The following is a 17,571-nucleotide window of genomic DNA, read 5'->3' on the forward strand; positions in this document are numbered from 1 at the left end:
GGTGTGTTTGGCGACTGCCAATTTACCCGCTTCCCTGACTGTCAACTCGCTCTTCCCCCAGACTCCGCGAAGAACCAAAATTTTTCAGCCCCATGCCGTCCGATGTTCAGGGGTGGTTGTCGTGTCGCCGGGCCCGGCATCTCTGTGGGAGCGATTTCAATCGCGAATGAATTCGCTCCCACTGCTTCCGGAGGGGGCTCGGGTGTCAATTCTTCGCCGGCACCACTCGCACCCACCAGCCGCTGAAGCGCTCGATGCGCACTGGCAGGTTGGGCGGCAGGGCGGCGAGTGCCTTGTCGATGTCGTTCAGCGGGAAGACGCCGCTGATGCGCAGGTTGGCCAGGGCCGGATCGAGGCCCAGGTAGCCGCTGCGGTATTCGCCCAGGCTGGCGATGAGTTGCGCGAGTGGCATGTCTTCTGCCACCAGCAGGCCGCGGCTCCAGGCCTCGGCGCCCACCGGTGCCGTTGCCGTCGGGCCCAGGTGCTGCCGCTCGATAAGCACTTGCTCGCCCGCCCGGATCACCCGTTCGCCAGAGGCATTGCGCGGTTCGGCGGCGACAGCCGACTCGAGCACAATCAGGCGCGTGGCTTCGCCCTCGTGGCGCACCAGGAAGCGGGTTCCCAACGGCTGCAGGTGGCCTTGCTCGGTTTCGACGACAAAGGGTCGCGGGTCATCGTGGCCGGTTTTCACCAGAATTTCGCCGCTGCGCAGGTAGAGCCGGCGCTGCGGTCCGTCGAAGTCGATATCCAGCGCGCTGCGGCTGTTGAGCGGGACCACGCTACGGTCGGCCAGGCGCAGCTCGCGGTGTTCGCCGCTGTCCGTCACTTCATCGGCCAGGTAATCCCCCACGGGGCGCTGTTGGCTCAGCAATACGAGGCCAAGCCCCATGGCCAGCACCATTGCCATGGCGCTGCCGCCAATCCGGTGCAGGCTGCGGCGCCGTATGCCGCCGCTGCGCAACAGGGCGCGACGGGCCGTAGCAGGCAAGGCGGCGGACAGCTGCTGGTCGATGCCGGCCAGTTGCTGCCAGACTTGCGTGTGCTCGGGGTGGGCGCCCAGCCAGCGTTTGAACTCATGGCGCTCCAGCTCGGTCGCCTCGCCGGAGTCCAGGCACAGCTGCCAGGCAATGGCTTCGTCCAGGGCGCGCGGATACGCGGCTCATGTCGGCTCCCCATAGAGGGCGATGTAGCACTGGCGCATGCCTTGCGCCAGGTACTGGCGAACGCGCGGCGGGGAGACGTCCAGGCGTTCGGCGATTTCAGCATGGCCGAGGCCGTCCAGGCGGCCATGGAGGAAGGCTGCCCGCGCCTTGCTGGAGAGCTGTCCGAGCAGGCGGTCGATTTCCCGCAGGCTTTCAAGGATCAGGGCCTGTTCTTCCGGGCCGGGATGCAGCGCCTGAGGGGCCAGGGCCAGTTCGTCCAGGTAGGCGCGTTCCAGGTGATTGCGCCGGAACTGATCCACCAGCAGGCCGCGAGCGATGGTGGCCAGCAGGGCACGGGGTTCGCGGGGCGGCTGCAGGTCGGTGCGCGTGAGCAGGCGCAGGAAGGTGTCCTGGCTGACGTCCTCGGCGCGGTGGGGGCATTGCACCGTCCTGCGCAGCCAGCCGTACAGCCAATCGCGATGGTCTCGGTAAGGCAGCCCTACCAGATGCGGATTCGCGGAATCACCGGCCGACACGCTGACCTCGTTGAGAAGAACTATAAAGAGTTATTAATAATTATTCGCGATAATGGCAGGAGCTGGCCCAGTGCCGCAACTGTGCCAGGGGAATGGGCGATGGGTGGTGCTGGGGCGCGTGGCAGGAGGAGGTGGGGCGGCAGGGAGGTGCCGCCCCGGGGGCTCAGTGCTTGCTGCCGTCTTCCGGTAGCGCCAGCAGTTGCTTCTCGCGGTTCCAGTCGAAGGGTTCGCCGTTCTGCTCGGCTTCGTAACGGCGCTCGTCGAGGCGCTGGAAGAGCTCGATCTCTTCGTCCGGCATGAAGTGCAGGCAGTCGCCGCCGAAGAACCAGAGCAGGTCGCGGGGCACCAGGTGGGCGATCTGCGGGTAACGGTGGAAGACCTGGCTGATCAGGTCCTGGCCCAGGTAGAGGCTGCCTTCCGGGTCGCGCGGCAGTTCGCTCATCAGGTCGTCGAAACGCTCGACGAACAGGGCGTGGTTCTCCTCCGGAACCTGTTCGGCCTCGCCCAGGGCGACCAGGATGCTGCGCAGGTGGGCGAGCAGGGCAAGGTGGTGGTCGAGGTAGGGATTGGCCATGCTGGAATTCCTGAAGCTGGATCGGGCGCGGGAGTATAAGGCTCTCGTCGCCTGATGTCCTGCCCAGGGGCTCGGCGGACCTTGCTCAGCGGCAACCTCCACGCAGAAGCCGGCGCAGCGAGCTGACGCACAGTTTCATGAGTAAAGTTTGCCGGGCGCTTTGCCGTTACCCGGCCTGCCAGTAGCATCGTCGCATTGCACAGGGAGCGACGAATGCGAACCAAACTGGATGCCTGTCTACATGCGGTCAATCAGGTACTGCTGGGCAAGGAAGCGCAGGTGCGCCTGGCCCTGACCTGCCTGCTGGCCCGTGGACACCTCTTGATCGAAGACTTGCCCGGCATGGGCAAGACCACGCTGGGCCATGCCCTGGCCAAGGTGTTGGGGCTGAGCTTCCAGCGCATCCAGTTCACGTCCGACCTTCTGCCCGGAGATATCCTCGGTACCTCGGTGTTCGACAAGGACAGCGGCCAGTTCGTCTTCCACCCCGGTCCGGTCTTTGCCGAGCTGGTGCTGGCCGACGAGATCAATCGCGCCACCCCCAAGAGCCAGAGTGCGTTGCTGGAAGCCATGGAGGAGGGCCAGGTGACCATCGAGGGCGCGACCCGCCCGTTGCCGGAGCCTTTCTTCGTCATCGCGACCCAGAACCCGGTCAGCCAGGGTGGTACCTTCGCCTTGCCGGAATCGCAGCTGGACCGCTTCCTCATGCGTCTGTCGCTCGGCTATCCGGCCAAGGCCGCGGAAAAAGCGCTGCTCCAGGGCGAGGCGCGCCGCGAACTGCTGCCGCGCCTGGAACCCGTCTTCACCCATGCCGAACTCGGCCTGATCCAGGCTGAAGTGCCCAAGGTCGTCGCCCGTGATGCGGTGGTGGACTATGTGCTGCGTCTGGTAGACGCCACGCGCAGCCAGCCCCAGTTCGCCTGGGGGCTCTCGCCCCGCGCCAGCCTGGCATTGCTGTCGGCGGCCCGTGCCTGGGCCCTGCTGGCGGGGCGCGACTACGTGATTCCCGAAGACGTCCAGGCCGTGCTGCCTTCGGTGGTCGGTCACCGTTTGCGCGAGCGTGCAGACCCGTCCGGCCATGGTGGTGGCGCGCTGGTGCAGTGGCTGCTGCGCGAAGTGCCGGCGCTCTGATGCTGGACGCTCAGGTCGATCGCTGGCTGACCCGGCGTATCCCGCCGGCCAGTCAGGTGCGCCTCGATCAGCGGCGGATCTTCATCCTGCCCAGCCGTGCCGGAGTCGCCTTCGGGCTGGCGCTGGTGCCCATGTTGCTGGTGGCGATCAATTACCAGAACAGCCTGGCCTATGGGCTAACCTTCCTGCTCCTGTCGGTGTTCCTGGTGTCCATCCTGCACACCTACCGCAATCTGTCGGGTCTCAACCTCAAGGCGGCCGGCGGGGCGCCGGTGTTTCTCGGCGAGCAGGCACATTTTCACGTCACCCTGGAGAGTGGCGGTCGTGAGCACCAGGCCATTGCACTCGGCTGGCCGCCTCTGCCGCTGCACGTGCAGGACGTGCCGGCTGAAGGCGCCTGTGATGTGGCGTTGCACCAGCCCACGACTCGTCGCGGTTGGCTGCGGCCCAGGCGTCTGCGGGTGGAAAGTCGTTTCCCCCTGGGGTTGCTGGTGGCCTGGAGCTGGGTGGATCTGGATCAGGCGCTGCTGGTCTATCCGCGTCCGCTGGAGGGTGATCTGCCGCTGATGCCCGGCCACGGCGAGGATGACGGCGACGATGGCCAGCATGTGCTTGGCGCCGGCGCGGACGACTACCAGGGGCTGCGTGCCTACCAGCCGGGTGACTCGCGCCGCCGCCTGCACTGGAAAGCCTATTCGCGCGGGCAAGGGTTGTTCGTGAAGGACTTCGCGGCCCTCGCCGGGCGTGATCTCTGGCTCGATCTGGAGCCACTGGAGGGCGACCTGGAGCAGCGCCTGGGCCTGCTTTGCCACTGGGTTCTGCAGTTCTCGTCCCGCAGCCAGCCGTTCGGCTTGCGTCTGGGCGGGCAGGAGCTGGCGCCGGACACCGGCGATGCCCACCGGGAAGCCTGCCTGCGCGCCCTGGCGCTGTTCGGGGTGCCGCGATGAAGGCCGCCCCGCCCATCACCCGCATTGGCCTGACTTGGTTGCTGGTCGCCCAGGTGCTGGTGATCCTGCCGCACCTGCCCTATCTGCCGCTATGGATCATCGCCATGTGGTTGGGCTGTGCCGGCTGGCGTATCCAGATCTTCCGTATGCGTGCGCAGTTCCCCGGTGGCGTGGTCAAGGCCGCGCTGATCCTGGCCGTGGCCCTGGGCGTGTTCCTCTCCCGGGGCACTCTGGTGGGGCTGGAGGCGGCCGTGGTGCTGCTGGTGGCCGTGTTCATCCTCAAGCTGGTGGAGTTGCGCAGCCAGCGCGACGCCCTGGTGCTGATCCTGCTGGGCTTCTTCACCCAGGTCACTGCCTACCTGTTCAACGACGGCATGCTCGCCGCCCTGTACAGCCTGCTGCCGCTCTGCGCGTTGCTGGCCGCGCTGGTGGGCTTGCAGCAAAGCCGTTTCGCCGAGCGGCCGCTGGTACCTTTGAAGGCCGCCGGTGGCCTGCTGCTGCAAGCGGTGCCACTGATGCTGCTGCTGTTCCTGTTCTTTCCGCGCCTGGGGCCGCTCTGGTCGTTGCCGTTGCCGAACGACAAGGGGGTGACGGGGTTGTCCGATGCCATGAGTCCAGCGGACATCGCGGAACTCAGCCGCTCCGGTGAACTGGCGTTCCGTGCCAGCTTCGAAGGCCCGGTGCCGCCAATGAGCCAGCTCTACTGGCGTGCGCTGACCCTGGAGCGTTTCGATGGGCGTCGCTGGTCCCAGTCCCTGGCGGCCCATCAGGTGCAGAGCGCCGACTGGTCCAGGCAGGGGGAGCCGTTGCGCTACAGCATCGTCATGCAGCCCAGCGGAAAGCCCTGGCTGTTCGGTCTGGACGTGGCCGAGACGAACGAAGCAGGCGTGCGCGCCATGGCGGACTTCCGTCTGGAGCGCAACCGGCCGGTCGATCGACCCCTGCTCTACCAGGCCACCTCCTGGCCCCAGGCGGTGCGCGAACCTCGGGGCAACCCGGCGGCCTTGCGCCGGGCCTTGCAGCTACCGCCCCAGGGAGATCTGCGGGCGCGGGCCTGGGCCGCCGAGCTCAAGCAGCGTCATGCCGACCCCCAGGAGCTGGTGGATACGCTGCTGGCCCACTTCAATCGCGAACCCTTCGTCTACACCCTGAAGCCGCTGCCGCTCGGCGCGGACAGCGTCGATGCCTTCCTCTTCGATACGCGCCGTGGCTTCTGCGCTCATTTCGCCGGTGCAATGACCTTCGTCCTGCGCGCCGCCGGTATACCCGCACGGGTGGTGGCGGGGTATCAGGGCGGGGAGTTCAACCCGGCAGGCAACTATGTGCTGGTGCATCAGTTCGATGCCCATGCCTGGGTGGAGTATTGGCTGCCAGGGCGTGGCTGGGTCAGCGTCGACCCCACCTTCCAGGTGGCGCCCAACCGCATCGAGTTCGGTCTGGAAGAGGCCCTGGCGGGTGAGCAAAGTTTCCTCGAGGGGTCGCCGCTGTCACCCCTGCGATTCCGCCAGTTGACTTGGCTGAACCGGGTACGGCTGGCCTGGGACAACCTCAACCATGACTGGCAGCGCTGGGTGCTGGGGTATCAGGGCCAGGTCCAGGGCGAGCTGGTACGGCGCTGGTTCGGCAGTCTGGACAGCCGTTTATTGGGCATCGGGCTGGTGGGCGTGGCGGCGGTGCTGATGGGCGTGTTGGCGCTATTCCTGTTTGCCCCCTGGCGGCGTGAGCGGGACCCGCAATTGCGTCAGTTCCAGTCCTTCGAGCGCCTGTTGGCGCGCCAGGGGGTCCTGAGGGGCAAGGGTGAAGGGCCGCGAGCCTTTGCCGAACGGGCCAGTCGCGAACTGCCCCGGCAGGCGGCGCAGATCCGCGCCTTCGTTGGGGCCTTTGAATCCAGCCGCTACGGGAGTCAGCCGGTCGCCGATCCGGCCAGGCTGCTGCGCGCGTTGCGCAGGGCGATGCCTTGGCGCCTGCGGGACGCACGCCGATGAGCCATGCTTGATGAACGCCTTGCCCGCATCCGCGCGTGATGTCTGGAGAAACCGAGAATGGCCAGATTGCTGGACGACCTGATCGCCCAGGTCATTAGCCTGGAAGTTCGTCTGCGTGCCTGTATCGAGCGCATGAGCGCCGGCACCGACGATGAGGCCCTGCATGACCTGCGGGTTGCCACCCGACGCCTGCGCAGCCTGCTGCGCCCGCTGCGTGGCATGCCGGCGGCGGATGTGTTGAGCCAGGCAGCGGCAGACCTGGCGACCTTGAGTGGCCCGCTGCGGGACCTGGAGGTGCTGATCACAGAGCTGAGCAGTCAAGGCCTGGATCGCTTGACCGTAGAGCGAGTGAAGGCGCGCCGGACCGGCTATGCCCAATTGCTCCTGGCGCCCGAGCTGACGCGCCTGTTCCAGGTGCTGGATGCCTGGCCGCACTTGATGCGGGTGTCCTGCCGCGAGGGGCTGCTGCAAGACCTGGGCGAGTCGGTCGAGCAGTCACTGAAGAAAAACCGCCGCAGGCTCGAGCAGGCCCTGCGCGACCCTTCCCATGACCGCCATCGTCTGCGCCTGCTGATCAAGCGCATGCGCTATGGCCTGGAGGCCTACCCGGGAGTTGTCGATCTGTCACCCAGGACCCAGCGCCTGCTGGTCGGGGCCCAATCGGCCCTGGGCAAATGGCATGACAATTTCCAGTGGCTGGCACGGGCGGAACAGGAGCCTGACCTTCGTGCCCTGGTGCGCGCGTGGCAGGTGGCCTTACACGCCGCCGAAGTTCGCTCCGACCGGGTACTGGAAAAGCTGCTCCGCCGCTTCGCCTGAGACCGCCCTGGCGTTTCTCCCCTTGGCCTTGGCGCGGCAGCCCTGCGCTGCGGCTTTCGAGCAGTGCAGGCAATGCCCTAAGATCGCCGGCCAGGGGTTAACTACAGGGACTTCAGATGAACTTTTCCGAATTGATCCGCTCCGCGCGCAACAATCCCGCGGACGTGGTGGTGCCTGGCACCTGGGGGCAGGGGCGGGCGGCCTTCGGCGGCGTGGTGGCAGCGCTGGCGTTCGAGGCCATGCGTGCGAAGGTCGAGCCGGGACGGCCGGTGCGCTCCCTGGCGACCACCTTCGTCGGGCCGTTGGAGCCGGACGTGCCGGCCAACTTCGAGGCGGAACTGCTGCGCGAAGGCAAGGCGGTGAGCCAGGTGTTCTGCCGTGTGCTGCAGAAAGGGCAGGTCGTGGCGATGGTGCAGGGCAGCTTCGGCGGCTCGCGTCAGTCGGTGGTGCAGATGGAGGCCGAACCGGCCCCCGAGATGAAGGCGCCCGAGGCGTGCGTCGAGCTGCCCTACATCCCGAATGTCACCCCGGAATTCACCCGGCATCTGGCCATGCGCTGGAGCATCGGTGGCATGCCGTTCTCCAGCAGCCGTGAGCGCGATATGGGCGGTTGGGTTCGCTTCCGTGGCGAAGTGGAGCGGGAACCGCTTACCGAGGCCCATTTACTGGCCCTGGTGGATGCCTGGCCACCGGCAACTGTGCCGCACCTGCCGGCCCCCGCACCGGGCAGTACCCTGACCTGGACCATCGAGTTCGTCCAGCCGTTGCCCAGGCTGGATACCCACGATTGGTGCAAGTACCGGGCGCGCATCGAGCATGCCCGCGATGGCTATGGCCATGCGGCTTCGGCGCTGTGGACGCCGGAAGGCGAACTGGTGGCCATGAGTCGGCAGACCGTGGTGGTGTTTGGCTGATCGTCCTGTGGCGGGCGCATAAGGAGGATGGGCGTTTGTAGGGTGCGCCGCGCGCATCAGCGGTATTAGGGCCGCGACTGTTTCTCATCTGATGTCGAGCCGGTGCGCATGGCGCACCCTACGGCGAAACAGGCCCCGGTTACAAAGCGCAGGGCTGCTCGGCGGGTAGGCACGGCTGCCTTCAGCGCTTCTTCTTGCGCCAGTTGCGCCACCACTGGCCACTGAGGATAAAGCGCGGGAAGGTGATGAACTGCTCTACCAGCAGCCGGCCGACGGCGTCCTTGCGGTCGCTGAAGGGTTCCGGCTGCACCCCTTCGAGTTTGTGCTCCCGGCCTTGCAGGGCCAGGGAGGCAGCTATGCCGATCAAGCCCAGCACCAGGGGCCGGAAGCTGAAGCTGAACAGGCCATAGACCAGGGTGATCGCCGCGAGGATGAACAGCGGCACGGCGATCACGTGCAGGATCAGGTTGGCCGGGTGCTGGTGGTTGTCCGAATAGGTCCGCCACTGCCAGGCGTGAAGGTTGGGAAGTCGTTTGCCCATGATCGGCTCCTTGAGGGAATGCCGGCAGCATAGTCCGGCCCTGGCGAGCCGGCGAATCGCATCTCGCTATGGAGCGGATAGGTTCGGGCGCGCCAGTCAGGCGCGCAGTTTTAGCTGGCGTATGGCCTGCGACAGCTCGCTGGCCAGCCCCGCCAGCGCGTTGCTGGTCGCGGCCGATTCCACAGTCTGGCTGACGGTCAGTTCGGTGACGTCGCGGATTCCCACCACGGCGCGGGTCATCTCCTCGGCCACCTGGCTCTGCTGTTCGGCCGCCACGGCGATCTGGGTGTTGCTTTCGCGCATCTGTGCCACGGCGCCGGTGATGGCGACCAGGGCCTCGCCGGCCTCGTGGGCGGCCTGCACGCAATCATCCGCCTTGATTGAACTGTCCCGCATGAAATCCACGGCATCCCGCGTACCGGCCTGGAGGGCATTGATCATGCTGGTGATTTCGTCGGTGGAGTCCTGCACCCGTTTGGCCAAGTTGCGCACTTCGTCGGCCACCACCGCGAAGCCTCGGCCCATCTCGCCGGCCCGCGCGGCTTCGATGGCCGCGTTCAGCGCCAGCAGGTTGGTCTGTTCGGCAATGCCATGGATGACATTCACCACGCCGCTGATCTTCTGGCTGTCCTGGGCCAGGCGCTGGATCATCTCGGCGGTCTGTTGCACGCCGGAAGAGAGCCCGGCGATGGAGTGTTCGACGCGCTCGACCACCCGTTGACCGGCGCCAGCCAGTTGGTCGGCATTCTGCGACTGGTCGCGGGTGTCCGCGGCGTGCTGGGCGATGTGGTGGACGGTGGCGGACATTTCATTGATGGCGGTGGCGGCCTGGTCGGTTTCGCTTTGCTGGCCGAGCATGCCCTGGCGCACTTCGCCCATGCTGCCCGCAAGTCGTGCGGCGCCTTCGTCCAGACGGGCGACGGCCTGGGCCACGGTGCTGACCACGCGCTCGTAGCCCGCCTGCATCGCGTTGAAGGCGCTGGCCATCTGGCCCACTTCATCACGGCTGTCCAGCGGAACGCGCGCGGACAGGTCACCGCTGCGCTCGACGTGGAGCATGACGTCCTTGAGGGTATTGAGGTGGCTGAGCAGGAAGCAGATGAGTAATTGCGAAGCCGCCAGCAGGGCGACCATCAACAGGAACACGGATGCGGCGTATTCGACCAGGCGAGTACCGAATAGCTGCACCAGGCTCGGGCTGCTGGCCAGCACCGCAACGCGCTGTCCGTCGTTACGTTCGATCACCTGCGCGCCGATCAGCGGGTCGCGCCCGAACAGGCCGTCATGGGGCAACTCCACCCACCCGTTCGCGTTCGTCAGCGCCTGGCCACCCGTCAGGTCCGGTGCGCTGCCGTTATTGAAGGCGATGATCCGGGGCGAGGAGGGCAGGGCCTGGCCGGTGGGCCAGGAGAGGAGCAACTGCGCCTGGGCGGCTGCCGCGCTGCGAGCATCATCGGAGCGGCCCTGCTGCTCCAGGAAGAGCGCATGCAGGACCAGTAGCAGGGTGGTGAGGAAGGCCACCGCATTGACGGCCCAGAACTTGTATTTCAGCGAGATATCGCGAATCCAGGTACCCATGTTTTTCTTATGCGCTCGATCGATATTGGCAAGGTGCCAGCATCTTCCGACAGAAAATTCCTACGGGATTTGATCCGCATCAAGGGCGTGCTGCATTGCCTGATCAGTCGATGGCCGGAAGCCCGAAAAAGGCTCGGGCGCAGTCGGTGCTGTGTCGGGCCAGGTCTTCCTGACTTTCGCCGCGATGCTGGGCCACTTCCCGCAGCACTTCGGTGAGAAAGGCCGGCTCATTGCGCCCGTGCTTGGGTTTGGGGCGCAGGCTGCGGGGCAGCAGGTAGGGGGCGTCGCTTTCCAGCATCAGGCGGCCACGGGGAATGTCGCGCACCAGGGGGTGCAGGTGGGTGCCGCGGCGTTCATCGCAGATCCAGCCAGTGATGCCGATGTGCAGGTCGAGGTCCAGGTAGCCGTAGAGCGCACGCTTTTCGCCGGTGAAGCAATGCACCACGGCGGCCGGCAGTTGGTCGCGGAACTCCCGCACGATGGCCAGCAGGCGTTCGTCGGCATCGCGCTCGTGGAGGAACACCGGCTTGCCCAGCTCCGCCGCCAGTGCCAGTTGCTCTTCCAGCGCCTTTTCCTGTTGCGGGCGAGGCGAGAAGTCACGGTTGAAGTCCAGGCCACATTCACCTACCGCGCGTACCCGTGCCTCGCCCAGCAGATCGCGCAATTGGCGCTGGCTGTCGCTGTTCCAGTGGCTCGCCTCATGGGGGTGGACACCGGCGGTGCTGAACAGGCGCAGGCCGTCTTCGTCCAGCTGTTCGGCGGCGAGCAGCGCTTTCTCGCTGTCTTCCAGGCTGGTTCCGGTCAGCACCATTTGGCATACGCCAGCGGCCTGGGCGCGTTCCAGCAGCGCGCGAGCGTCATTGGCAAGGCTGGGGTGGGTCAGATTGACGCCGATGTCGATGAGTTGCATGGTGCTACCTCGGGTTGGAGCGGAGCAGCATAACAAAGCTCGAAATAATTCAAAAAAATCAATATTTACAGGAACTTGTCGGCACATGTTGAAGTCGATACCACGCTTTGACTGGCGTCGGGCGCGGAGCTGTGACACGCTCCGCCCCCCCCCTCGCGCGCCAGCCAATGATTCGCGGCGCAGCGGCTCTACATGCAGAGGCGCGCGCTGACGCCACGCCCGGCCCCTGGAGAATCGATGACGCGACCGCTGCTGTTCCTGCTCTGCCTGCTGGCGCTGCTGCCGTATCCGGCCAGTGCTCGTCTGGCAGGGCCGCCGGAAGTCTGGCAGCAGCCGGCCGAAGCCCGCGACCTGGCGCAGATCCGCCGCGGCGGTGTGCTCAAGGTGCTGGTGAACCAGAGCCGCAACAGCTCGGGCGAGGTCAAGGGCGAGTCGGTCGGGGTCGAATACCACCGCATTCGCGCCTTCGAGCAATACCTCAATCGCAACGCCCGAGACGGGCGTGAAATCAGGCTGAAGATCATTCCCAGGGCCAAGGACCAGTTGCTGGCGGCACTGCAGCGCGGCGAGGGCGACCTGGTGGCGCCCGGCGAACTGATCAACCAGGGTGTCGGTGCGGCCGTCAGCGCCAGTGCGCCACTGCGCAAGGATGTGCCGCTGGTGCTGGTCAGTCGCCAGGGGCAGCGCCGCTACCAGCGTCTGGAGCAGCTTTCCGGTCGCAGCATCGCGTTGCCGACGGGCAGCGCGGCCGGTGAGGCGCTGCGGCAGGTGAACGAGAAACTCACGACCCGCAAACTGGCGCCCATCGTCATCGAGTGGGTTGATCCGAGCCTGGCCGTCGAAGATGTGCTGGAAATGGTGCAGGCCGGCATCTTCCCGCTGACTGCCGTGGAGCAACCGATTGCCGAGCGTTGGGCGAAGGTGATGCCCAAGCTGCGCCTGGACAAGCACCTGGTGCTGGATCGCCAGGGCGACATGACCTGGTTCGTGCGCCGTGATGCACCGATGTTGCGGGCCAGCGTCGACCGTTTCCTCGCGGGTTACCGTGCGCCATCCGACCAGGATGCCGCCTTCCAGCGCGTCTACCGCCGCCTTTACAAGGTCCATAACCCCTTGGCACGTGCTGAGCGTCAGCGGCTGGAGCGGGTGCGCCCGGTCCTGCAGCGCTATGCCGAGCAGCATCGTTTCGACTGGCTCAGCCTCGCTGCGCTGGCCTACAAGGAGTCGAGCCTGAACCCGGCCGCCAGGGGCGCCAGCGGCGCTACGGGGCTGATGCAGATCACGCCCGGCGCGGCGCGAAGCGTTGGTGTGGGGAACATCCAGGCGCTCGAGAACAATGTGCAGGCGTCCGCCAAGTACCTGGCCATGTTGCGCCGCAGCTTCTTTTCCAGTGCCCAGCTCAACGAGCGCGAGCGCATGGCCTTCGTGCTCGCGGCCTACAACCTGGGCCCGCAACGGGTCCAGGCGATGCGCGCCGAAGCCCGGCGCCGTGGCTTGAACCCCAACCAGTGGTTCTTCCAGGTCGAGCGCGTTGCCGCTGAGCATGCCGGTATGGGCGTGGTGAGTTACGTGAACAGCGTGAACAAGTACTACTTGGCGTTCGATCGCGAGCGTTATCTATTGGAGCCAACGAAAAGGCTCGGTAAAGCACATAAATAATCGATTAATTCGATTGTGGTGTTGAGGATTTTCCGATTTTAATATCAAAAAATTCCACTAAGCTATTGCTCATCGACTCCCACATCACAAGGAACACCTCGATGAGCAACCCGATTAAATCCATCCTCGCTACTAACGCCGGCTACGGAATCACCCTGCTGCGAATCGTCACTGGCCTGACCTTCATGGCTCACGGTTCGCAAAAGCTGTTTGGCATATTTGGCGGTTATGGACTGGCGGGCACCGGCCAGTGGATGGAGAGCATCGGTCTGACGCCTGGTTACCTCATGGCCCTGATGGCCGGTAGCGCCGAGTTCTTCGGTGGCCTGGCCCTGGTGGTCGGCCTGCTGGTACGCCCAGCAGCCGCCGCCCTGATCGTGGCCATGGTGGTGGCGATATTCAGCGTGCACTGGGCCAGCGGCTTCTTCATCACCAACGGTGGTTACGAGTACGCGATGATCCTTGGCCTGATCAGCGCCATCTTGCTGATCGAAGGCGCCGGCAAGCTGTCCGTCGACCGCAACATCGCCAACTGATCCCGGCCGATTGATGCAGAGGCCCGCTTCGGCGGGCCTTTGTCATTTGAACTTGGGAATCCAGGTTTGTAGGACGTGGTCATGAGTCATCGGCTCTGCCTGTTACGACCTCGAGAGATGTGGAAGGCGCGCAAGGAGGATGGGCGTTGCCGGTAGGGTGCGCCGCGCGCACCAGAGGCATTTGGGCCGCCGACTGTCCCTCTTCTGACGCCGAACCGGTGCGCATGGCGCACCCCACAGTGGGGCGTGCGGTATCCGTAGGTGGACAGCACTTTTCTGTCCACCAGACGGTGCCCGGGAGTACGCATGGTGGATCGATGAAGCGTGGTCCATATATGGACTCCTCCCTCCTGCGGCGTCAGTGCGCCAGAGGAGGGAGGAGTCCATTTCATTGCCCTACGGCGGAGCGAGCACGGGAGTTCGGCTTCAGGGCTGTTTCTTTCGCGCGGCGGCCAGCTCAACGGCTGCCTGAAGCCGCAATCGTTCCTGCGGATTGAAGCCTTCTTCCTCAAGGCGATTGATGGCGGCTGCCTTGTCGCTATCGCTCAGGCCATCGCTGGCCTCGATGTGGGCCTTTTCCTTCAGGTAGGCCTGCAACCGCTGCTGCCATTGCAGGCGCTGCTGATCCAGCGATTCCAGCCGCGTCGTCGCTTCGGCCCCCACCAACTGCTGTCGAAGCTGGCGAACCTGTTCGGGACTGCCACCGGCGGCTTGCAGTGCGCTGACCTGGACCTTGAGTTCGGCCTGGAGCTGGCTGGCGACCATGGTTTGCAGTGCTTCCGGCAGGTTGCTGCGCAACTGGTCGATGGTGGCCGCCTTGGCTGCTGGTGCGAGGCTGGAGTCCCGCTGGATGGCCAGACGCTGCAGCGTGAAGGCGTTGTACGACTCTTCATTGGCGAAGAACGCCTGATGGGCTTCCGCACTGAAGACTCGGGCCCTCAGCGCTTGCACGGCCACCTCGCGCTGGCGCAGTGCGGTGAGGTCAGCAAGCAGCGGGAGGCCCCGTTCTAATTGAACCAGCTGCCGCTTGTAGTCGAGGTATTGCTCCAGCAGGGCCAGCGCCTGGCCTTCGGCGGGTGCGTTCAATTGCTCGGAGATAAAGTCCCGCAAGCGCTGGACGCTGCTGGCCAGCGGCTCTTCGCCCTGGGTACTGAGGAAGTAGTCGAAGATCCGGCGAATGTCTTCGCTGATGATGAGGTTGCCCGCGGCATCGAGATGGAAGCGGCCGTCCACCTCCGTTCCCGCCAGGGAACCGGGCTGGGCTTTCGGGCGCAACAGGCCGCTGGCCGGCCTGCTCGCGTCGGGTGGGCCCGCCGGAAGTGTCGCAAGTTGGGCCGTCGGGTTGACCGGCTGGGGCAGCGGCGGTGCGATGCTGGATGCGGCAGGAGCGGGCTTGCCACCCCATTGCAGCAGGATGGCCAGAGCGCCGGCAAAGGCGATGGGCAACAGCAGGAGGAATTTTTTCACGGGGCGCTCGGCTGGCTTGGGAGGGGGCGGGGCTTTGTGGGTCCCGCCGTCAGGGCTCAGAGCCCGTCGTTCTTCAGGCGGTTGGCCTGTTGACGATAGACGGTGACCGGATCGGTTTCGAACAGGCTGGTCAGGCCCAGGGTCTGGTTGACTTCGTCCAGGTGGTTCATCCGGTAGTTATCGCGGATGACTTTGCCCAGGTGCGAGCTGCAGCGTCCCACCAGGCCGTCGTTGGCCTCGCCATTGAAGGTCAGGGCGCTGGCGCCGAGCAGGGCGTCACTGACGTCCAGTACGTTGGTCAACGGGCTGGTGCCGCTCCAGGAGTAGTAGCGCACACCGTTGACCTGGTAGGCGCCTTCACCGCAGGGGGTGGTGGGCACGCCCTGCGGGAAGCGGGCATTGAAGGCTGCCGCTCCCTGGCTGTTGAGCGATTCGAGGGCGCCCAGGGCGTTCTGCTGGAGGTTGCTGTCGCTGCCGGAAAGGAAGTTGATTAGCGCGCCGAGGCCATTGACGATGCCGGCCAGCAGCACCTCGCCAGCGGAGCCTGGCGGTACCTGGCGGATGAAGTCAGCTGTGGCCGAGCCTTTGTGCGGGGCTCCCACGCTGGTGGCGGAGGCGACCAGGTCCGGGCGCACGGCGGCCACGTAGCGGATGGTCGGACCACCGTGGCTGTGGCCGATCAGGTTGACCTTGGGGCTGCCGCTGATGGCCACAATTTCTTCCACCTGTTCCAGCAGCTCTTCGCCGCGGGCTTCGGTGGTATTCAGCTGGCTGACTTCGGTGACATAGACGCGGGCGCCATCGCGGCGAAGGGCGGAGGGAATGCCGTACCAGTAATCGACGCCGAGGATGCTGTCGAATCCGAGCATGCCATGAGTGAGGACGATGGGGTAGCGCGTTTGGGTGTATCCGCTGGAGCCGAACCCGAGGGCTTGGGCCTGTTCGGAGGCGGCCAGCCCGGAGGCAAGGCAAAGGGCGATCAGAGTCTTGTTCTTCTTCATGTGCGCTCTCGACTGTTGTGCGTGGGAGGGCCTGGCTGCATTCCCTGGCGTGGCCACACCCTTCCTGGGTGTGCACTTCAGGCAGGGCGGAGGGCAGGAAACATGCCATTCGCGACGCCTTGCGGTCGAGGGCTCTGGATTGGGCTTTTTGCGGATGTTTACATCCGTTCACCCGAAGATCGCCGCCGGTTTCCTGTTACGCGGCGAAACGTCAGGCTGGGGTCGGAGGCCGCAACGGCCAGTGGGCCAGGGCGCGGTAGCGAGTGCCTTTTGCGGTGTTTTCTGAGGCAAAGAGGGTGAATTCGGTGGCGGGCCAATCGAAGGTTGGGGGCGGCGCGGAGGGTAGCCTTGGGCAATGGCGGGCAAGGGTCAGGTGCGGCTTGAATGGGCGGCTCTCCAGGCTGAATCCGGTCGCCAGCAACTGTTCGCGCAAGCCGAGTTCCAGCTCGGTCAGGGCCGCTGGTGTCTTGCTGGGTGCCAGGTACAGCAGGCCATTCTTCCAGCGAGCCAGGCGATCGAGGTGCAGGGTGAAAGCGGCGGGCTCCAGGTTGGCAGCCAGCGCTTCCAGGGCCGCCAGCTCGCCACGAGGTTGCGAGCCGAGGAAGGCCAGGGTGAGATGGAGGTTTTCCGCTGCTACGGGCTTGCCGTCGATGGCGTGCCGGGCACGCCAGTTGGAGATGTCGCAGGCCACTTGCGGGCAGCAGGGAATGGCGAAGAACAAGCGCAGCGGCGGAGTGCTCATGGGGAGTCTCGCAGGGCGTGGTGGTCGCCTTGACAGTATTGCGCGGGCTTCTCTAGGATGTCGCCCCATGCGCCGATTTAGTCAGCTACTTGCGGGGCGCGGAAGTCTTCAGAGGCTTCGAAATACCGCTAAAACGCTGGTTCGGTGTCGCCTCTCACCGCCGCCCAGCGGGACCCCAATGAGGCGGAGACATGACACCATGACCTGTCCCCAACCGCTGCTTCGGCTAGCCCCAATCACCACCGGGCTGGTTCAGCGCAATCCGCGAATACTGCTCGGCGGCTCTCATCAGCCGACACTCCTGCGTTATCTCGAAGGCTGGCCCAAGCGTTGGGGCCGGCCGCGCAATTTCCTGATTCAGTTCGCCCGGGAAGGCGAGTCGTTGGCACGCTTCGCCAGCGACAGCTTCGATATGGCCGTGATCCAGTCGCCCTCGACCAGTGAGCTCTCGGACGTGGTCAGTCAATTGGTGCGGGTGGCCCGTCAGGGGCTGATTACCCGGCGCCAGGAATGATGAGGCCGGTGATGCCGGACGGGTGGCATGCCGCGATGCCCTTCCTGCGGAGCATGCGGGCACTTCAGGGATAGTCGATTTCGACCACGTACCAGGTCTTCTCTCCGGTGGGGGTATTGACCCGCACTTCAGCGTCCAGTGCCTTGCCAACCAGGGCGCGGGCCAGGGGTGAGTCGATGCTGATCAGGTTCAGCTTCAGGTCGAACTCATCCGGCCCGACGATCCGATAGCGGGCCTGTTCGCCGTCGTCGTCTTCCAGCGTTACCCACGCGCCGAAATAGACCTTGCCGGGATCGGCTGGCCGCTCGCGCACTACCTTGAGATTCTCCAGCCGCTTGGTGAGGAAGCGCACGCGGCTATCGATCTCCCGCAGCATTTTCTTGCCGTAGGTGTATTCCGCGTTTTCCGAACGATCCCCCTGGGCCGCCGCCTCGCTCACGGCCTGGGTAACCTTGGGCCGGCGTACATGCCACAGTTCGTGGAGTTCTGCGCGCAGGCGGGCTTCACCTTCCGGTGTGATCAGTGGCGTTCCGACGGTGCGGGGTGGGCGATAGCGACTCATGACGGTCCTGCGG

General features: G+C 65.5%; 18 protein-coding genes. 8 read left to right on the forward strand and 10 right to left on the reverse strand.

What is annotated here, in order from left to right:
* Positions 1–205: 205 nt before the first annotated feature.
* From THL1_RS11670 to THL1_RS11680, 3 genes are all read right to left on the reverse strand, one after another.
* Positions 206–1,141, reverse strand: coding sequence for a FecR domain-containing protein (locus tag THL1_RS11670; protein ID WP_069083419.1), 936 nt, complete (start codon positions 1,139–1,141; stop codon positions 206–208).
* 18 nt (positions 1,142–1,159) lie between these two features.
* Positions 1,160–1,678, reverse strand: a complete 519-nt coding sequence (locus tag THL1_RS11675; protein ID WP_069083420.1) for an RNA polymerase sigma factor — start codon at positions 1,676–1,678, stop codon at positions 1,160–1,162.
* 163 nt (positions 1,679–1,841) lie between these two features.
* A complete protein-coding gene (locus tag THL1_RS11680; protein ID WP_069083421.1) occupies positions 1,842–2,252 on the reverse strand; it encodes a PA2817 family protein in 411 nt (136 codons plus the stop codon).
* 213 nt (positions 2,253–2,465) lie between these two features.
* On the opposite strand from THL1_RS11680, the gene THL1_RS11685 reads away from it, so the two are divergent.
* The 5 genes from THL1_RS11685 to THL1_RS11705 all read left to right on the forward strand — a co-directional run bounded on the left by THL1_RS11685 (position 2,466) and on the right by THL1_RS11705 (position 8,048).
* A complete protein-coding gene (locus tag THL1_RS11685) occupies positions 2,466–3,383 on the forward strand; it encodes an AAA family ATPase (RefSeq protein ID WP_069083422.1) in 918 nt (305 codons plus the stop codon).
* Positions 3,383–4,330 (forward strand): DUF58 domain-containing protein, encoded by a 948-nt coding sequence (locus THL1_RS11690; protein WP_069083423.1) that lies wholly within the window; start codon positions 3,383–3,385, stop codon positions 4,328–4,330. Before THL1_RS11685 ends, THL1_RS11690 begins: the two co-directional genes overlap by 1 nt.
* Positions 4,327–6,315: a transglutaminase TgpA family protein gene (locus THL1_RS11695; protein ID WP_069083424.1), complete on the forward strand. Its 1,989-nt coding sequence runs from the start codon at positions 4,327–4,329 to the stop codon at positions 6,313–6,315. The genes THL1_RS11690 and THL1_RS11695 overlap by 4 nt, the downstream gene beginning before the upstream one ends.
* Before the next feature lie 57 nt (positions 6,316–6,372).
* Complete coding sequence (locus THL1_RS11700) at positions 6,373–7,134, forward strand: CHAD domain-containing protein (RefSeq protein ID WP_069083425.1); 762 nt, start codon at positions 6,373–6,375, stop codon at positions 7,132–7,134.
* 116 nt (positions 7,135–7,250) lie between these two features.
* Positions 7,251–8,048, forward strand: a complete 798-nt coding sequence (locus tag THL1_RS11705) for an acyl-CoA thioesterase (protein WP_069083426.1) — start codon at positions 7,251–7,253, stop codon at positions 8,046–8,048.
* Positions 8,049–8,229: 181 nt separating this feature from the next.
* Here THL1_RS11705 and THL1_RS11710 read toward each other — a convergent pair whose 3' ends face one another.
* The 3 genes from THL1_RS11710 to THL1_RS11720 form a co-directional block, all read right to left on the reverse strand.
* Positions 8,230–8,589 carry an Mpo1-like protein gene (locus tag THL1_RS11710; protein WP_069083427.1) on the reverse strand — a complete coding sequence of 120 codons (360 nt, stop codon included), beginning with the start codon at positions 8,587–8,589 and terminating at the stop codon, positions 8,230–8,232.
* 96 nt (positions 8,590–8,685) lie between these two features.
* Positions 8,686–10,167, reverse strand: coding sequence for a methyl-accepting chemotaxis protein (locus tag THL1_RS11715; protein ID WP_069083428.1), 1,482 nt, complete (start codon positions 10,165–10,167; stop codon positions 8,686–8,688).
* A 103-nt stretch (positions 10,168–10,270) separates the two neighbouring features.
* Positions 10,271–11,077, reverse strand: a complete 807-nt coding sequence (locus THL1_RS11720) for a TatD family hydrolase (protein WP_069083429.1) — start codon at positions 11,075–11,077, stop codon at positions 10,271–10,273.
* Positions 11,078–11,314: 237 nt separating this feature from the next.
* Between THL1_RS11720 and THL1_RS11725 the strand changes: the two genes are divergently transcribed.
* A complete protein-coding gene (locus THL1_RS11725) occupies positions 11,315–12,736 on the forward strand; it encodes a transglycosylase SLT domain-containing protein (protein ID WP_069083430.1) in 1,422 nt (473 codons plus the stop codon).
* A 101-nt stretch (positions 12,737–12,837) separates the two neighbouring features.
* Positions 12,838–13,272 carry a DoxX family protein gene (locus tag THL1_RS11730; protein WP_069083431.1) on the forward strand — a complete coding sequence of 145 codons (435 nt, stop codon included), beginning with the start codon at positions 12,838–12,840 and terminating at the stop codon, positions 13,270–13,272.
* Positions 13,273–13,698: 426 nt separating this feature from the next.
* Here THL1_RS11730 and THL1_RS11735 read toward each other — a convergent pair whose 3' ends face one another.
* The 3 genes from THL1_RS11735 to thpR form a co-directional block, all read right to left on the reverse strand.
* Entirely contained in the window at positions 13,699–14,739 is a 1,041-nt protein-coding gene (locus THL1_RS11735; protein WP_069083432.1) for a lipase secretion chaperone, read from the reverse strand.
* Positions 14,740–14,795: 56 nt separating this feature from the next.
* On the reverse strand, positions 14,796–15,740 hold the full coding sequence (locus THL1_RS11740; protein ID WP_069083433.1) for a triacylglycerol lipase: 945 nt from the start codon (positions 15,738–15,740) through the stop codon (positions 14,796–14,798).
* 211 nt (positions 15,741–15,951) lie between these two features.
* On the reverse strand, positions 15,952–16,482 hold the full coding sequence (gene thpR / locus THL1_RS11745) for an RNA 2',3'-cyclic phosphodiesterase (RefSeq protein WP_069083434.1): 531 nt from the start codon (positions 16,480–16,482) through the stop codon (positions 15,952–15,954).
* A 199-nt stretch (positions 16,483–16,681) separates the two neighbouring features.
* Here thpR and THL1_RS11750 point away from each other — a divergent pair, with 199 nt between their 5' ends.
* Positions 16,682–16,996 carry a hypothetical protein gene (locus tag THL1_RS11750; protein ID WP_069083435.1) on the forward strand — a complete coding sequence of 105 codons (315 nt, stop codon included), beginning with the start codon at positions 16,682–16,684 and terminating at the stop codon, positions 16,994–16,996.
* 64 nt (positions 16,997–17,060) lie between these two features.
* On the opposite strand, the gene greB is transcribed toward THL1_RS11750, so the two are convergent.
* On the reverse strand, positions 17,061–17,558 hold the full coding sequence (greB, locus tag THL1_RS11755) for a transcription elongation factor GreB (protein ID WP_069083436.1): 498 nt from the start codon (positions 17,556–17,558) through the stop codon (positions 17,061–17,063).
* Between the last annotated feature and the right edge of the window lie 13 nt (positions 17,559–17,571).

The sequence above is a fragment of the Pseudomonas sp. TCU-HL1 genome (genome assembly GCF_001708505.1).
Classification (GTDB): Bacteria; Pseudomonadota; Gammaproteobacteria; order Pseudomonadales; family Pseudomonadaceae; genus Metapseudomonas.

Bases quoted from the DNA above. Each gene is read 5' to 3' on its own strand.
- THL1_RS11725 (WP_069083430.1), top strand. From the start codon at position 11,315: ATGACGCGACCGCTGCTGTTCCTGCTCTGCCTGCTGGCGCTGCTGCCG.
- thpR (WP_069083434.1), bottom strand. From the start codon at position 16,482: ATGAGCACTCCGCCGCTGCGCTTGTTCTTCGCCATTCCCTGCTGCCCG.
- THL1_RS11710 (WP_069083427.1), bottom strand. From the start codon at position 8,589: ATGGGCAAACGACTTCCCAACCTTCACGCCTGGCAGTGGCGGACCTAT.
- THL1_RS11740 (WP_069083433.1), bottom strand. From the start codon at position 15,740: ATGAAGAAGAACAAGACTCTGATCGCCCTTTGCCTTGCCTCCGGGCTG.
- THL1_RS11685 (WP_069083422.1), top strand. From the start codon at position 2,466: ATGCGAACCAAACTGGATGCCTGTCTACATGCGGTCAATCAGGTACTG.
- THL1_RS11690 (WP_069083423.1), top strand. From the start codon at position 3,383: ATGCTGGACGCTCAGGTCGATCGCTGGCTGACCCGGCGTATCCCGCCG.
- THL1_RS11715 (WP_069083428.1), bottom strand. From the start codon at position 10,167: ATGGGTACCTGGATTCGCGATATCTCGCTGAAATACAAGTTCTGGGCC.
- THL1_RS11705 (WP_069083426.1), top strand. From the start codon at position 7,251: ATGAACTTTTCCGAATTGATCCGCTCCGCGCGCAACAATCCCGCGGAC.
- THL1_RS11695 (WP_069083424.1), top strand. From the start codon at position 4,327: ATGAAGGCCGCCCCGCCCATCACCCGCATTGGCCTGACTTGGTTGCTG.
- greB (WP_069083436.1), bottom strand. From the start codon at position 17,558: ATGAGTCGCTATCGCCCACCCCGCACCGTCGGAACGCCACTGATCACA.
- THL1_RS11750 (WP_069083435.1), top strand. From the start codon at position 16,682: ATGACCTGTCCCCAACCGCTGCTTCGGCTAGCCCCAATCACCACCGGG.
- THL1_RS11700 (WP_069083425.1), top strand. From the start codon at position 6,373: ATGGCCAGATTGCTGGACGACCTGATCGCCCAGGTCATTAGCCTGGAA.
- THL1_RS11680 (WP_069083421.1), bottom strand. From the start codon at position 2,252: ATGGCCAATCCCTACCTCGACCACCACCTTGCCCTGCTCGCCCACCTG.
- THL1_RS11730 (WP_069083431.1), top strand. From the start codon at position 12,838: ATGAGCAACCCGATTAAATCCATCCTCGCTACTAACGCCGGCTACGGA.
- THL1_RS11720 (WP_069083429.1), bottom strand. From the start codon at position 11,077: ATGCAACTCATCGACATCGGCGTCAATCTGACCCACCCCAGCCTTGCC.